The 15,164-nt window shown below is 74.9% G+C and carries 13 protein-coding genes; 12 read left to right on the forward strand and 1 reads right to left on the reverse strand.

Going from position 1 to position 15,164, the window contains the following annotated elements:
- Positions 1 to 54: 54 nt before the first annotated feature.
- Complete coding sequence (gene malQ / locus JOF54_RS17435) at positions 55 to 2,190, forward strand: 4-alpha-glucanotransferase (protein ID WP_210058115.1); 2,136 nt, start codon at positions 55 to 57, stop codon at positions 2,188 to 2,190.
- Between the two features lie 84 nt (positions 2,191 to 2,274).
- On the opposite strand, the gene JOF54_RS17440 is transcribed toward malQ, so the two are convergent.
- The gene (locus JOF54_RS17440) at positions 2,275 to 2,829 is read right to left on the reverse strand and encodes a hypothetical protein (protein ID WP_210058117.1); all 555 of its coding nucleotides are present in this window, start codon (positions 2,827 to 2,829) and stop codon (positions 2,275 to 2,277) included.
- 178 nt (positions 2,830 to 3,007) lie between these two features.
- On the opposite strand from JOF54_RS17440, the gene JOF54_RS17445 reads away from it, so the two are divergent.
- From JOF54_RS17445 to JOF54_RS17495, 11 genes are all read left to right on the forward strand, one after another.
- Positions 3,008 to 3,991, forward strand: a complete 984-nt coding sequence (locus JOF54_RS17445) for a cation diffusion facilitator family transporter (RefSeq protein WP_307804325.1) — start codon at positions 3,008 to 3,010, stop codon at positions 3,989 to 3,991.
- Positions 3,992 to 4,205: 214 nt separating this feature from the next.
- Positions 4,206 to 4,787 carry an acyltransferase gene (locus JOF54_RS17450; RefSeq protein ID WP_210058119.1) on the forward strand — a complete coding sequence of 194 codons (582 nt, stop codon included), beginning with the start codon at positions 4,206 to 4,208 and terminating at the stop codon, positions 4,785 to 4,787.
- A 6-nt stretch (positions 4,788 to 4,793) separates the two neighbouring features.
- Positions 4,794 to 6,098 carry an MFS transporter gene (locus JOF54_RS17455; protein WP_210058121.1) on the forward strand — a complete coding sequence of 435 codons (1,305 nt, stop codon included), beginning with the start codon at positions 4,794 to 4,796 and terminating at the stop codon, positions 6,096 to 6,098.
- Positions 6,095 to 7,105 (forward strand): TolB-like translocation protein, encoded by a 1,011-nt coding sequence (locus tag JOF54_RS17460; protein ID WP_210058123.1) that lies wholly within the window; start codon positions 6,095 to 6,097, stop codon positions 7,103 to 7,105. Before JOF54_RS17455 ends, JOF54_RS17460 begins: the two co-directional genes overlap by 4 nt.
- Positions 7,106 to 7,176: 71 nt before the next feature.
- Positions 7,177 to 7,329 carry a hypothetical protein gene (locus JOF54_RS17465; RefSeq protein WP_210058125.1) on the forward strand — a complete coding sequence of 51 codons (153 nt, stop codon included), beginning with the start codon at positions 7,177 to 7,179 and terminating at the stop codon, positions 7,327 to 7,329.
- Complete coding sequence (locus JOF54_RS17470) at positions 7,329 to 8,744, forward strand: glycosyltransferase family 4 protein (protein WP_245358178.1); 1,416 nt, start codon at positions 7,329 to 7,331, stop codon at positions 8,742 to 8,744. Before JOF54_RS17465 ends, JOF54_RS17470 begins: the two co-directional genes overlap by 1 nt.
- Before the next feature lie 95 nt (positions 8,745 to 8,839).
- Positions 8,840 to 10,138, forward strand: a complete 1,299-nt coding sequence (locus JOF54_RS17475) for a UDP-glucose dehydrogenase family protein (protein ID WP_210059678.1) — start codon at positions 8,840 to 8,842, stop codon at positions 10,136 to 10,138.
- Positions 10,139 to 10,161: 23 nt separating this feature from the next.
- Positions 10,162 to 11,739 carry an acyl-CoA ligase (AMP-forming), exosortase A system-associated gene (locus tag JOF54_RS17480; protein ID WP_210058127.1) on the forward strand — a complete coding sequence of 526 codons (1,578 nt, stop codon included), beginning with the start codon at positions 10,162 to 10,164 and terminating at the stop codon, positions 11,737 to 11,739.
- Positions 11,736 to 12,962, forward strand: a complete 1,227-nt coding sequence (locus JOF54_RS17485) for a pyridoxal-dependent decarboxylase, exosortase A system-associated (protein ID WP_307804326.1) — start codon at positions 11,736 to 11,738, stop codon at positions 12,960 to 12,962. The genes JOF54_RS17480 and JOF54_RS17485 overlap by 4 nt, the downstream gene beginning before the upstream one ends.
- A 94-nt stretch (positions 12,963 to 13,056) precedes the next feature.
- Positions 13,057 to 13,320 (forward strand): acyl carrier protein, encoded by a 264-nt coding sequence (locus JOF54_RS17490; protein WP_210058130.1) that lies wholly within the window; start codon positions 13,057 to 13,059, stop codon positions 13,318 to 13,320.
- Between the two features lie 33 nt (positions 13,321 to 13,353).
- Complete coding sequence (locus tag JOF54_RS17495; RefSeq protein WP_210058132.1) at positions 13,354 to 15,093, forward strand: asparagine synthetase B family protein; 1,740 nt, start codon at positions 13,354 to 13,356, stop codon at positions 15,091 to 15,093.
- The last annotated feature ends 71 nt before the right edge of the window (positions 15,094 to 15,164 follow it).

Genomic DNA, 15,164 nt, shown 5'->3' on the forward strand with positions numbered 1-15,164 from the left:
CGACGCGCCGCCGCCCGGACGCAGCCCGCGGCCGGCACCCGCGAGGATGGAGCCATGGCCGATCACGACGCGACCCCCGACCCGACGCTGCACGCCCTCGCCGAGGCCTTCGCCATCGCCACCGAGTACTGGGACTGGCAGGGCCGGCACGTCACGGTGGCCCCGGCGACGCTGGTGGCGGTGCTGGCCGCGCTCGGCGTCGACGCCGGCACGCCGGAGGCCGCGGCCGCCGCCCTGGCCGCGCAGGAGGTCGCGCCGTGGCGACGGGTGCTGCCCGCCTGCCGGGCGCTGCGCGAGGGCGAGCCGGCGACGGTGGCCGTGCACGTGCCGGAGGGCGGGACGCTCGACCTCTGGCTCGAGCTGGAGGCCGGGGACCGCCGCGACCTGCCCCTCCCGCCCCAGTCCGGGGCGACCCGGCAGGTGGACGGCCGCCCCGTCGTCGAGCTCGAGGTCGCGCTGCCCGTCGACCTGCCGCTGGGCTACCACCGGCTCTGCGCCCGCACGGGGAGCGCCCCGTCCGCCATGACGCTGATCGTGACCCCGCGCCGCCTCGAGCTGCCCGCCCGGCTGGCCGGGCAGGGCTGGGGCGTCGCGGCGCAGCTCTACAGCGTCCGCTCGGCGCAGTCGTGGGGCGTCGGCGACCTGGCCGACCTCGAGGACCTCGCCGTCTGGGCGGCGGCCGAGCACGGCGCCGACTACGTGCTGGTCAACCCCCTGCACGCCGCCGAGCCCGTGGCGCCGCTGGAGCCCTCGCCGTACCTGCCCACCACGCGCCGCTTCACCAACCCGCTTTACCTGCGGGTGGAGCGGATCCCCGAGTACGCGGCCGCGGACGAGGACGTCCGCCGCCGCGTCGACGCGCTGCGGGCCGAGGCCGCCCCGGCCGTCGATGGCGGGGGACCGGCGCCGATCGACCGCGACCGGTCGTGGACGGCCAAGCGCGCGGCGCTCGAGCTGGTCTTCGACGTGCCCCGGACACCGGGCCGAGAGCTCGCCTTCCAGGCCTACCGCCGCCGCGAGGGCCGCGGCCTGCAGGACTTCGCGACCTGGGCCGTCCTGTCGGAGCAGCTCGGCGCCACCGTCGACGGCTGGCCCGAGCGCTACCGGCACCCCAGCTCGCCGGCCGTCCAGGAGTTCGCCGCCGAGCACGCCCGCGCCGTCGAGCTGCAGTGCTGGCTGCAGTGGCAGCTGGACGAGCAGCTCGCCGCCGCGCAGCAGGCCGGGCTGCGGGCCGGGATGGCGCTGGGCGTCATGCACGACCTCGCCGTCGGCGTGCACCCGGCCGGGGCGGACGCCTGGAGCCTGCAGGACGACTACGCCCGCGGCATCACCGTGGGCGCCCCGCCCGACCCCTACAACCAGAACGGCCAGAACTGGAGCCAGCCGCCCTGGCGCCCGGACCGGCTGGCCGAGACGGCCTACGCGCCCTTCCGGGCGATGGTGTCGACGATCCTGCGGCACGCGGGCGGGATCCGCGTCGACCACGTCATCGGGCTGTTCCGGCTGTGGTGGATCCCCGCCGGCCTCGGCCCGACCGAGGGCACCTACGTGCGCTACGACCACGAGGCGATGATCGGGATCCTCGCGCTGGAGGCGCACCGCGCCGAGGCCCTGGTGGTCGGGGAGGACCTCGGCACCGTCGAGCCCTGGGTCCGGGACCACCTGAGCGCCCGGGGCATCCTCGGCACGTCGATCCTGTGGTTCGAGTTCGACTGGGAGGGCGACGGGAAGCCGCTGCCCCCGCAGCGCTGGCGCGAGCTGTGCCTGGCCTCGGTCACCACCCACGACCTGCCCCCGACGGCGGCCTACCTGGCCGGGGACCACGTCCGGCTGCGCGACCGGCTCGGCGTGCTCACCCGGCCGCTGGAGGAGGAGCTGGCCGCGGCGACGGAGGAGCGGCGGGCCTGGTCCGAGGCGCTGGTCCGGACGGGGCTGATGACCGAGGGGGCGGGGGAGGAGGAGATGATCGAGGCCCTCCACCGCTTCCTCACCCTGACCCCGGCGCGGCTGCTCTGCGTCGCCCTCACCGACCTGGTCGGCGACCGGCAGGCGCAGAACCAGCCCGGGACGACGGACGAGTACCCCAACTGGCGGGTCCCGCTGACGGGTCCGACGGGTGAGCCGCTCAGCCTGGAGGACGTCCTGGCCAGCCCCCGGGCGGCCGCCCTGGCCGCGGTCTTCGAGGGCTGACCCTGAGAACGCAGACGCAGTGGACCAAGAGGCCCCGTCCGGGGCCCTCGGAGCCCCACTGCGTCTGCAGAACCAGGGCGGGGGTCAGCGCCCGACGTGCACGATCCCCGCGTCGGCGGCCTTCTGCACGGCGTCCGCCTCGGCCTGGGTGAGGGTCCCGGCCGTGACCGCCTCCGCCAGCCTGTCGGCGACCGCCTTCTCGCGCGCGGCGTCGCGCTCGCCGCGGAGGTCGGCGAGGGCCTTCGTGACGTCGGCCTCGGGCTTGTCGAGGGCCTTCGCGAGCGCCTTCGCCAGGGCGGCGTCGTCCGGCGCGGCCGGCTTCGTGCCCGGCTCGGGCGGGGTCGTCGGGCGGTTGGCCTCGCGGTAGTCCTGCAGCGCGGTCTCGACCGCGGACTGCTCGACCCCCAGCTTCCCGGCCAGCCCCGAGGCCAGGCCGTCGCGGTCGCCGTGCCGCCCGCCCGGGCCGCCGCGGTGGTCGCCCGGCGTCCCGGACGTGCCGGTCGAGGGCGAGCTGCTGGCGGACGGGCTGGCGGACGGGGTGGGCGTCGGGGCGGCGGAGGCGAGGCCGGCGACCCCCAGGCCCACGCCGAGGGCGAGGGCTCCGGTGGCGGCGGCGACGGTCCTGCGGACTCCGGGCATGGTGGCTCCTTCGTGTCGCGGCACCCGTGGGGCGCGACGTCGGTGGTGGTGAGCCCGTAGCCTCGCCGCCGGACCTGGGCCGGGACTGGGACGGACCTGGCAGGAGGCTGTCAACCACCGCCGGCACCTTTCGCCGGACTGCCGACGAGGGGTTCAGGAGCATCGTTAGGCTCGGCACGTGCAGGAGCAGACGTCCCCCGTCGGGGTGACCGGGACCGACCCCGCCGCGGCGCCAGCTGGCGGTGAGAGCCTGCGGACGGTGGTCATCGCCTTCCTGGCCAACCTGCTCATCGCGGTCGCCAAGTCCTTCGCCGCCGTGGTCACCGGCTCGGCGTCGATGCTGGCCGAGGCGGCCCACTCCTGGGCCGACACGGGCAACGAGATCTTCCTGCTGGTGGCCGACCGGCGCTCCGGGCGCGGCCGCGACGCCCGGCACCCGATGGGGTACGGCCGCGAGGCCTACGTGTGGTCGATGTTCGCCGCCTTCGGGCTCTTCACCGCCGGCGCGGTCGTCTCGGTCTTCCACGGGATCACCGAGCTCCGGAACCCCGAGGAGGCGTCCGACTTCGCCGTCGCCTACGTGGTGCTGGCGCTGTCCTTCGTGCTGGAGGGCGTCTCGTTCACCCAGGCGGTGGTGCAGACCCGGCGGGGCGCCCGCCGGCTGCACCGCGGCTTCGCCGACCACGTCCTCAACACCTCCGTGCCGACGCTGCGGGCCGTCTTCTTCGAGGACGCGGCGGCGCTGCTCGGCATCCTCATCGCCGGCACCGGCGTGGTGCTGCACCAGGTGACGGGCTCGCCCGTCCCGGACGCCGTCGGCTCGATCCTCGTCGGGCTGCTGCTGGGCGTGGTCGCAGTCGTGCTCATCGACCGCAACCGCCGCTTCCTCGTGGGCCAGGCCGTCCGGCCCGAGGTGCGCACCCACGTCCTCGAGCAGCTGCTGCAGCGCGACGACGTCGACCGGGTCACCTACCTCCACCTGGAGTTCCTCGGCCCGGGCCGGCTCTACCTGGTGGCGGCGGTCGACATGGCGGGTGACGACGTCGAGCACCACCTCGCCGTGCGGCTGCGCCGGCTCGAGGGCCTGCTGGAGGAGGACGAGCTGGTCGAGGAGGCCGTCCTCACCCTGGCGACGCCGGAGGAGAAGGCCCTCCGGCCCTGATCGCGAGCGCCGCCGTGACCGCACGGTGATCTTCTGACCTCGGCAGCGTGAGAGGGGTCACAAAGCAATCTGCTGCGGGGTGCCCGAATTCTCGGTATTCCGCTCCCCGCCCGGCCCCCCGGGCCATAGTGGTCACGCGTCCCGCACCGGTGCCTGCTCCTCAGGCCACGGCGGGAACCGCAGACGCTGCGCTGGCGAAATCGGGGGATGAGGCATGCGCGCCACAGGGGGGATCTCTGCCGTCTTCGTGCACCCGGCCGGGTTGTGCGAGAGCGAGCACGTCGGCGACGGCACGAGGGTCTGGGCCTTCGCCCACGTCCTGCCCGGCGCCCGCGTCGGCCGCGACTGCAACGTCGGCGGCGGGGCCTTCGTCGAGGGCGGCGCGGTCATCGGCGACCGCGTCACCGTCAAGAACCAGGTGATGGTCTTCGACGGCGTGACCGTCGAGGACGACGTCTTCCTCGGCCCCGGCGTCATCTTCACCAACGACCTCCGCCCCCGGGCGCACATCACCCGCACCGGCGACGCGCTGGCCCCGACGCTGGTGCGCGAGGGCGCGACGCTGGGGGCGGGCGTCGTCGTCGTCTGCGGGGTCACGGTGGGCCGGCACGCCTTCGTCGGCGCCGGCGCCGTGGTCACCCGGGACGTGCCCGACCACGGCTTCGTCGTCGGCAATCCCGGCCGGGTGATCGGCTGGGCCTGCACCTGCGGGGAGCGGCTGCCCGCCGACCTGCGCTGCGGCTGCGGCCGGGCGTGGACCGCGGCGCCCGGCGGCCTGCGCCCGGTGCAGGGGTAGGCGCCCGTGTACGTCACCGTCCGGGGGGTCCCCGGCAGCACGGCGAGCGCTCCGGCCTCCTCCGCGCCCGAGCCGGGCGGGCCGGGGGAGCCGTCGCGCCGCCTCGTCCGCGGGGTGCCCGCCACGGTGCTCGCGCTCGGCGTGGTCAGCTTCTTCACCGACATCTCCTCCGAGGCCGTCGTCGCGGTCCTGCCGCTCTACGTCACCGCCGTGCTCGGCCTGAGCCCGGTGGCCTACGGCTTCCTCGACGGCGTGCACCAGGGGGTCTCGGCGGCCGTCCGGATCCTCGGCGGGTGGTGGGCCGACCGCAGCCGGCAGCCCAAGTGGGTCGCCGTCACCGGCTACGGCGTCTCCGCCCTGTCCCGCTTCCTGCTGCTGCCGGTGACCGGCTTCGCCGCCCTCACCGGGGTGGTGGCGCTGGACCGGCTGGGCAAGGGCCTGCGGACCGGGCCGCGGGACGCGATGATCGCCGACGCCAGCGACCCCTCCCGGCTGGGGCGCGACTTCGGGGTGCACCGGGCCATGGACACCGCGGGCGCGCTGGTCGGCCCGCTGCTGGCCTTCGCCGTGCTGGTCGCCATCCCCGTCGGGGTCGGCGGCTACCGCTCGGTCTTCGTGCTCAGCGCCGCCGCCGCGGTGATCGGGCTCGCGGTGCTGGTCATCGCCGTGCCCCAGCGGCGCCGCGCCGACCCGGCCGTCGCCGCGGCCGCCGTCGCCGCACCGCGGATGCGCTGGCGGGACCTCACCGACCGCCGGCTCCGCCGCGTGCTCGTCGCGGCGGGCCTCCTGGGCCTGCTCACGGTGGGCGACGGCTTCCTCTACCTCGTGCTGGCCGCCTCCGGCAGCTTCGGCGCCAGCTGGTTCCCGCTGCTCATGGTGGGCACGAACGCGGCCTACCTGCTGGCCGCGGTCCCGCTCGGCCGGCTGGCCGACCGGGTGGGTCGGGGACGGGTGTTCCTGGCCGGGCACGTGCTGCTCGTGGCGGCCTACGCGCTGACGGCGACCCGGCCGGGCGGGGCGGTGGCCGTCGTCGCCGTCCTCCTGCTGCTCGGCGTCTTCTACGCCGCGACCGACGGGGTGCTGGCCGCGCTGACCAGTCGGCTGGTGCCCGCCGCCAGCCGGGCCAGCGGGATCGCCGCCGCCCAGACCGTCGTCGCCCTCAGCCGCTTCGGCGCCTCCGTCGGCTTCGGCCTGCTCTGGCAGCTGACGGGCCGCTCGACCGCGCTGCTCGTCGTCGGCGTCGGGATGACGCTGGTGCTGCCGGTCGCCGCCGCGCTGCTCCGCGCCCCGCGGACGGCGGTGACGAGGTGACCCGGACCCGCGTCGGGCTGCTGGTCCTCGTCCTGGTGGCCAGCCTGGCCGTGGCCTCGGGGTACTTCCTCGACGCCCGCCAGCAGGCCAGCGCCACCGGTCCCGCGGTCGCCACGCTGCCCGTCGCCGCCGTGCTGGCCGGGCCGCGGATCGTCTTCCGCAACGCGGCGCTGGGCGCCGACTACTCCCGGCTGGCCCTGGTCCCGCTCGCCGACCCCGGGGGACCGCGGGCGGTCACCGACGTCAGCTGCGAGCGGCTCTACGCGACCGCGACGGACGGCGTCTGCGTGACCGCGACCCGCGGGATGGCCGCCAGCTACGGCGTCTCGGCGCTGGGCCCGGACCTGCGGCCGACGTCGTCGACCGCGCTGGTCGGCCAGCCCAGCCGGGCCCGGATGTCGCGCGACGGCCGGCTGGTGTCCACCACCACCTTCGTCACCGGCCACTCCTACGCCTCCACCTCGTTCTCCACCGAGACGGTGGTCCGCCGCGACGGCGAGAGCCTGGGCAGCCTCGAGGGCTGGCGCACCACGCTGCCGGACGGCCAGCGGCTCGACGCCGTCGACCGCAACTACTGGGGCGTCACCTTCGCCCCCGACGACGACACCTTCTACGCCACGGCCGCCTCGGGCGGCACCACGTGGCTGGTCCGCGGCAGCCTCGCGGACCGGTCCATGACGGCGCTCCGCACCAACGCCGAGTGCCCGTCCCTCTCACCCGACGGCCTCCGGGTCGCCTACAAGACCCGCCCCGACGACGCCCGCCCGGGGGTGTGGCGGCTCGCCGTCCTCGACCTCGCCTCGGGCACCGAGACGCTGCTGGCCGAGACCCGCAGCGTCGACGACCAGGTGGAGTGGCTGGACGACAGCTCGCTCCTCTACGCCCTGCCCCGCGAGGGGACCGAGGCCACCACCACCGACGTCTGGAGCGTCCCCGCCGACGGCGGGGGCACGCCGGTCGTGCTCATCCCGCAGGCCTCCTCCCCGGCGGTGGTCCGCACCGGCTGACCGGCGACCCGCCCACCCCCGCGCACTCTCCTGCACCCCCACGGCTTGTCCCCACGAAGGAGCTGTCAACGATGACCACCACCGTGCACCACCGGATCGCCGGTCCCCACCCGGGTGACGCCGGCCCGGCGCTGCCGACCCTGCCCCAGGTCCCCGTCACCCGCAGCCTCCCGGCGTCGGCCGACCCCACCCCCGACACCGCCGCCGACCCGGGCCGGCGCTGATGGCCAGCATGCTGAAGATGCGGCCCCGCAAGCCGAGCCGCCGCCAGCAGCGCGCCTGGGACAGCCGTCCCCACATCCTGGTCATCGTCCAGAACCTGCCGGTGCCGCTGGACCGCCGCGTCTGGCTGGAGTGCCAGACGCTGGCCGCCGCCGGCTACGCGGTCACCGTCATCTGCCCGAAGGGCCCCGGCGACCCCGGTCTCCAGGTCATCGACGGGATCACCATCCACAAGTACCGCCCGGCGCCGGAGGCCGGCGGCGTGGCCGGCTTCGTCCTGGAGTTCGCCTACAGCTGGCTCCGGACGGCCTGGCTCTCGACGCGGGTCTGGGCCGCGCAGCCGTTCCAGGTCATCCAGGCGTGCAACCCGCCGGACACCTACTGGCTGCTCGCCCGCCTCTGGCGCTCGCGGGGCGTCCGCTTCGTCTTCGACCAGCACGACCTCAACCCCGAGCTGTTCCTGTCCCGCTTCGGCGAGCCGACGACGCCGTCGGCCCGGCTGCAGTACTGGGGTCTGTGCTGGCTGGAGCGGATGACCTACCGCACGGCGGAGATGGTCATCTCGACCAACGAGTCGTACCGGGCCGTCGCGATGGGCCGCGGCCACCGGCGGGGCGAGGACGTCGTCGTGGTGCGCAGCGGCCCCGACACCAGCCGGATGCGGCCCGTCTACGCCGCCGACCCGGCGGCCGCCGACCGCCCGAAGACGCTGGTCTACCTGGGCGTGATGGGGCCCCAGGACGGGGTGGACGTCGTGCTCGACGTGATGGACGACCTCGTGCACCGCCGCGGTCGTCGTGACGTCCGGGCCGTCCTGATGGGCTTCGGGGACTGCTACGAGGAGCTGCGCGCCCGCTGCACCGAGCTGGGGCTGGACGACGTCGTCACCTTCACCGGCCGGGCCGACCTCGACGTCATCGCCGACCAGCTGAGCTCGGCGGACGTGGGCGTCTGCCCCGACCTCAAGTCGCCGCTGAACGACGTCTCCACGATGAACAAGACGATGGAGTACATGGCCTACGCGCTGCCCTCGGTGGCCTTCGACCTCACCGAGACCCGGGTCTCCGGCGGGGACTGCGCGCTGTACGTCCCCTCGGGGGACGTGGGCGCCTTCGCCGACGCCGTCGCGTCGCTGCTGGACGACGACGACCTGCGCTGCGCGATGGGCCGCAGCGCCCGCCGCCGCGTCCAGGAGGAGCTGGACTGGCGCACCCAGTCCACCGGCTACGTCGAGGTCTTCGACCGCGTGGCGGCCTGGTCGCCCGCCGAGCGCCGGGTGCCCGCCACCGTCATCGTCGACGCGGCCGCGGTGGCCGCCGAGCCGGTGGTCGAGCTCGACCACCGGGGCCGCCGCTACGTCGACCTCGGCGACGTCGCGGCGCTCGACCGCTTCATCCTGCAGCGGAGCTCCGCGTGATCCCGGACTGGAGCACGTCCGACGACGGGGCGCTCGAGGACCGCCCCGCCGACCAGGAGGTCGGGGACCCCGGGGCCGCCGTCCGGATCTCGGTGATGGGCTGCGGCTACCTCGGCGCCGTGCACGCCGCGGCGATGGCCAGCCTCGGCCACGACGTCGTCGGCCTCGACGTGGACACGGCCAAGGTGGCCGACCTCGCGGCCGGCCGGGCGCCGTTCTTCGAGCCCGGGCTCGGCGAGCTGCTGGCCGAGGGCGCGCGCAGCGGCCAGCTGCACTTCTCCAGCGACGTCGCCGCGCTGACCGCGGCCGAGGTGCACTTCCTCTGCGTCGGCACCCCCCAGCGCCGCGGCGAGAACTCCGCGGACCTGCGGCACGTGGACGCCGCGGTGGCCCAGCTGCTGCCGCACCTCAAGCCCGGCGACCTCGTCGTCGGCAAGTCGACCGTGCCGGTGGGGACCGCCGAGCGGATCGCGGAGCAGGTGCGGGCCGTGGAGCCGGCGGCGACGCTGGTCTGGAACCCGGAGTTCCTGCGCGAGGGGCACGCCGTCGCGGACACCCTGGCCCCCGACCGGCTGGTCTACGGGGTCCCCGAGGGGCCGGCGGGGGAGCGGGCGGTGGCCGTGCTCAACCGCGTCTACGGCAAGGCGGTCGCGGAGGGCACCCCCGTCGTCGTGACCGACCTGACCACCGCCCAGCTGGTCAAGGTGGCGGCGAACTCCTTCCTGGCCACGAAGATCTCCTTCATCAACGCGATGGCCGAGCTGTGCGAGGCCACCGGCGGCGACGTCGTCCAGCTGGCCGAGGCGATCGGGTACGACGCCCGGATCGGCCGCCGCTTCCTCAACGCCGGGCTCGGCTTCGGCGGCGGCTGCCTGCCCAAGGACATCCGGGCCTTCATGGCCCGGGCCGGGGAGCTCGGCGTCGACCAGGCGCTGACGTTCCTCCGCGAGGTCGACGCGATCAACATGCGGCGCCGGGTGCGGATGGTCGACCTGGCCCGCGAGGAGTGCGGCGGCTCGCTGGCCGGCCGGCGGGTCGCCGTCCTCGGCGCGGCCTTCAAGCCCGACAGCGACGACGTCCGGGACTCCCCGGCGCTGAGCGTCGCGGCGCAGATGTCGCTGCAGGGCGCCGACGTCGTGGTCACCGACCCGCAGGCGATCGCCAACGCGTCGGCGAAGTGGCCGGACCTGGTCTTCGCCGAGACCGTCGAGGAGACGGTGCGCGGGGCCGAGCTCGTGCTGCTGCTCACCGAGTGGCCCGAGTACGTCGCGCTCGACCCGGCCCGGGTCCGCACGCTGGTCCGCCGGCCGCGGGTGCTCGACGGCCGCAACGCCCTCGACGCCGAGACCTGGCGGGCGGCCGGCTGGAGCTACCGGGCGCTGGGACGACGATGACGACGACCGTGAGGAGCGCCGCCGTGCGCACGAACCTGCACCACCTGCTCGAGCAGGCCGCGCACCGGCGACCGGACGCGCCCTGCCTGACCCACCGCACCCGCACCGCGACCTACGCCGACGTCTGGTCCGCCGTGCAGCGGGTGGCGGCCGGGCTCCAGGGCCTCGGGCTGCAGCGGGGCGACCGGGTCGCCGTCTTCGTCGACAAGCGGGTCGAGACCGTCGTCGCCCTGTTCGCCACGTCGGCGGCCGGCGGTGTCGTGGTGCCGGTCAACCACGTGCTCAAGGCGGCCCAGGCCACGTACATCCTGGGCAACTGCGGCGTCCGCGTCCTGGTCACCACCCGGGAGCGGCTGGCCCTGGTCCGCGAGGCCCTCGACGACCTGCCCGCGCTCGAGCAGGTCGTCCTGGTCGACGAGTCCGCCGACCAGGACGACCTGCGTCCTGGCCGCGGGTTCGCGGTGCACCTCTGGGCCGACCTGCAGGGCGCGGACGCGCCGCTGGTGCCCCCGCCCGCCGTCGACGTCGACGTCGCCGCCATCTTCTACACCTCGGGCAGCACCGGCCGGCCCAAGGGCGTCGTGCTGTCCCACCGGAACCTGCTGGTCGGGGCCGAGAGCGTGAGCAGCTACCTGGCGAACACCGCGGACGACGTCATCCTCTCGGCGCTGCCGCTCAGCTTCGACGCCGGCTTCAGCCAGGTGACCACCGCGTTCGCGGTCGGCGCCCACGTGGTGCTGCACAACCACCTGGTGGCCGCCGACATCGTCAAGCTGGTCGCCGCGCACCGGGTGACGGGGCTGACCGGGGTGCCGCCGCTGTGGCTGCAGGTGGTCAGCGCCGCCTGGCCCGAGGGCGCCGGGGCGTCGCTGCGCTACTTCGCCAACACGGGCGGGCGGATGCCCAAGTCGACCCTGGAGCGGCTGCGGGCGCTCTTCCCTGCCGCGCAGCCCTTCCTCATGTACGGCCTGACCGAGGCGTTCAGGTCCACCTACCTCGACCCGGCGGAGGTTGACCGCCGCCCCGACTCCATCGGCAAGGCGATCCCGAACGCCGAGATCCTCGTCGTCCGACCCGACGGGACCCGCTGCGGTCCCGGCGAGGAGGGCGAGCTGGTGCACCGCGGCGCGCTGGTCGGGCTGGGCTACTGGGACGACCCGGTCAAGACGGCGGAGCGGTTCAAGCCGGTGCCCGGGGAGGCCGCCGCGTGGCGGACGCCCGAGGTGGCCGTCTGGTCGGGCGACCACGTCGTCGCCGACGAGGAGGGCTTCCTCTACTTCGTCGGCCGCACGGACGACATGATCAAGACCTCCGGGTACCGGGTGAGCCCGACCGAGGTCGAGGAGGTCGCCTACGACACCGGCCTGGTCCGCGACGCCGTCGCCCTCGGGGTGGAGGACGAGCGGCTGGGGCAGCGGATCGTCCTCGTGGCCACACCGGTCAACGGCGACGAGCTGCGGCCCGACCAGCTGGTCGCCGCGTTCCGCAAGCAGCTGCCGCTGTACATGGTCCCCTCGACGGTGCTGGTGCGCGAGGAGCTGCCCCGCTCGCCGAACGGGAAGTACGACCGCAGCCTGATCCGGGCGGAGCTGACCGCGTGAGCACCGAGAACCTGCTGCGCTCCTTCGGCACCGTCAAGGGGCAGCTGTCCGTCGGCGGCCTGCCGCTGGGCCTGCTGGCGGCGCGCGTCGGGTCGACGCCGTTCTTCGCCTACGACCGGCGGCTGATCACCGAGCGCGTGCAGCTGCTGCGCTCGGTGCTGCCCGAGCGGCTGCAGCTGACCTACGCCGTCAAGGCCAACCCGATGCCGGCGGTGGTGCAGCACCTCGCCGGGTTGGTGGACTCCCTCGACGTGGCCTCGGCCGGGGAGATGCTGGTCGCCCTGGACACCGGGGTGCCTGCTGAGCGCGTCAGCTTCGCCGGCCCCGGCAAGACCCCGGCCGAGATCCGGCGGGCCGTCGCGGCCGGGGTCGTGCTGGAGGTCGAGTCGGCCACCGAGGCACGCCGGGTGCTGGCGGCCGGCGACGCCCTGGGTGTGCGGGCGAGCGTCGCCGTCCGGGTGAACCCCGACTTCGCGGTCAAGGGGTCCGGCATGCGGATGGGCGGCGGGCCGCAGCAGTTCGGCGTGGACGCCGAGCAGGTGCCGGCCCTGCTGGGCGAGCTGGCGGGGGCGGACGTCGACATCCTGGGCTTCCACGTCTTCGCCGGCTCGCAGAACCTCCGCGCCGACATCCTCGCCGAGGCCCAGCGCCGGACCGTGGACCTGGTGCTGCAGCTGGCCGACCACCTGGCGTCGCCCCTGCGCTACCTCAACCTGGGTGGCGGCTTCGGCATCCCCTACTTCGCCGCGGACGAGGACCTCGACCTGGCCCGGGTGGCCGAGAACCTCCACGAGCTCGTCGACGGCGTCATCGCCGAGCGGTTCCCGCAGGCGCGCCCGGTCATCGAGCTGGGGCGCTACCTGGTGGGGGAGAGCGGGGTCTACGTCACCGAGGTGGTGGACCGGAAGGTCTCCCGCGGCAAGACCTACCTCGTCGTCGACGGCGGCATGCACCACCAGCTCGCCGCGTCGGGCAACTTCGGGCAGGTGATCCGGCGCAACTACCCGCTCGTCGTGGGCAGCCGGGCCGACGAGGCGCCCGCCGAGACGGTGTCGGTCGTCGGCTGCCTCTGCACCCCGCTGGACCTGCTCGGCAACGACGTCGAGCTGCCACCCGCCGAGGTCGGCGACCTCGTCGTCCTGTTCCAGGCGGGGGCCTACGGGCTCACCGCCAGCCCCACCGCGTTCCTCGGCCACCCGGCCCCGCTCGAAGTTCTCGTCTGATGACCGGCGAAGGTCCGCCGGCCCGCTCCCGGCCTCGCATCCACTCCACCGGCCCGGCCGGTCGAGCCCACCGCACACCACAGGAGGACCACCCATGGCCGATGACGCCACCGTCCAGCAGGTCAGCGCTCTCGTCGCCCGGACCCTCGGCATCGAGGACCGTCTGGCGGAGATGGACGCGAGCACGGGTCTCTTCGGGAGCCTTCCCGAGCTCGACTCCCTCGCCGTCCTCGAGCTCGTGCAGGCGCTCGAGGACGACCTCGGCCTCACCATCGAGGACGAGGAGTTCAGCGGCGAGCTGTTCGAGACGGTCGGGAGCCTTGCGGACTTCGTCGAGAGCAAGCGCCTCAGCGTCTGAGCAGCCGCTCCTGCTGCTGCGAGGGGGCGTTCGGTGATCCCGCCGGCAGGGCTCGTCGCCCTGACCGCTCCCGCCGGCCGTCGGGAGGAGCTGGAGCGACGCTGGGCGGGCTCCGGTGGGCCCGCTGAGGCGGACCTCGGATGGCACGGCTCAGCGCTGGTCGTCCGCTGGGGGTTGCCCGAGCCGGTCGCGACCGGGGTGCAGCCCCTGACGCTGACCGCCCGCACCCGTGAGGGATACCTGCACGGTGGCGAGCTCGGCACCGTGCTGGACGCGGGAGGCGTCGCGACCCTGCTCCCGCCCTTTGCGGTCCTGCGCTGCCTGCCGGACGGGGACCTCAGCGTCCAGGCGGACAGCATGGGGCTGCGGCAGCTGTACCAGGGTGAGCACGAGGGGGTGGCCGGGATCTCCACCTCGGCCGCACTCCTCGCCGCCTGTCTGGGCGTACGACCCGACCCCGAGGGCGTCGCCGTGCAGGGCTGGTTGGGTTGGCAGCTCGGGCAGAGGACGCTCTGGGCGGGTGTGCAGAAGCTGGCGCCCGGCGTGGAGGCACGGCTGGGGCCAGCAGGGCTTCGGCTGCGGCCGGCCGCAGCTCATGCGGACGGGCCGATCCCCCTGGGGGAGGCCCTCGAGGGAGCGGCCGCGCTGCTGCGGACCTCCCTGGCCCGCTTCCTCGACGAGCGTCCGGAGGGCGTCCTGCAGCTCACCGGCGGCCAGGACTCCCGGATCCTGCTGAGCGCGGTCGAGCCCGCGCGCCGTCGTGGCCTCGGCGCGATGACCCTGGGGCGACCGGGCGACCCCGACGTCGAGGTCGCCCGCTCGCTCGCCGCGCGGGTGGGACTTGAGCACGAGGTGCACGGTCTCGACGGCATCGAGGACCTGACCCCCGAGCAGGCGTGGGGACGGGTCGCGCGGGCCGCCGGGCAGCTGGACGGGATGGCCGACCCGCTCGCCACCGCGGCTTTGGGGTGGGCGGAGGAGCGTTTCACCCCGTCGCCCCGGCTGTCGGGGCTCGGCGGCGAGGTCGCCCGGGGTTTCTACTACGACGCGTCGGGCCGCACCCGACCGGTGACCAGCGCCCGATCGCGACGGCTCGCGGGCTGGCGGCTCTTCGTCAACGAGGCCGTGGAGCGGGAGGCCCTGACGCCGGAGTTCGCCTCGTGGTCGCGCTCGACGGCAGAGCGTGCCGTCCACCGGGAGCTCGCGGCCTCCGGGCTGCCCTGGCTGCAGGCCACCGATGACCTCTACCTCCGGAATCGGATGCAGCGCTGGGCGGGGGTGACCGAGACCGCCTGGTGCCTCGAGCGCGAGATCGTCAACCCGATGCTGGACCCGGAGTTCCTGGACCTCGTGGGACGGCTCGACCCGCGGGACAAGCGTGGCTCCGTCTTCCTCGCGCGGCTGCAGATGACGTTGGACGACGGCCTCGGGCGGATCCCCCTCGACGGTCGGCCGCCTCCAGCCGTCTACGCCCAGCCCGGGGCCCGCACCGCCGGCGCGCGGGTGGGCAGCACCGGGCACAAGCTGGTCCGGAAGGCCGTGCAGAAGTTGCGTCGAGCCCAGCGACCCCCCGTGGGAGGTGAGGTGCTCGCCGCGCGGGTGCTCACCCACTGGCGGCAGAACCCGCAGCTCCTCGACGAGTCCCGGAAGACGGGGTTCCTGGACGAGCGGTGGGTGGACGATCTGGTGACGAAGGATGTCGCGGCGACGCCGAGCACTGTGGCGTTTCTCACATCGCTCGTCGTCACCTCAGGTCACAGCCGTCCCTCTTAGCACAGCAGGGCGGTTAGCGCTGCCTTCTTGATTTCGTTTCTACAACGATCGCTCCCTACAGTGCGTGCGTC

This window comes from Microlunatus capsulatus (assembly GCF_017876495.1).
Classification (GTDB): Bacteria; Actinomycetota; Actinomycetes; order Propionibacteriales; family Propionibacteriaceae; genus Microlunatus; species Microlunatus capsulatus.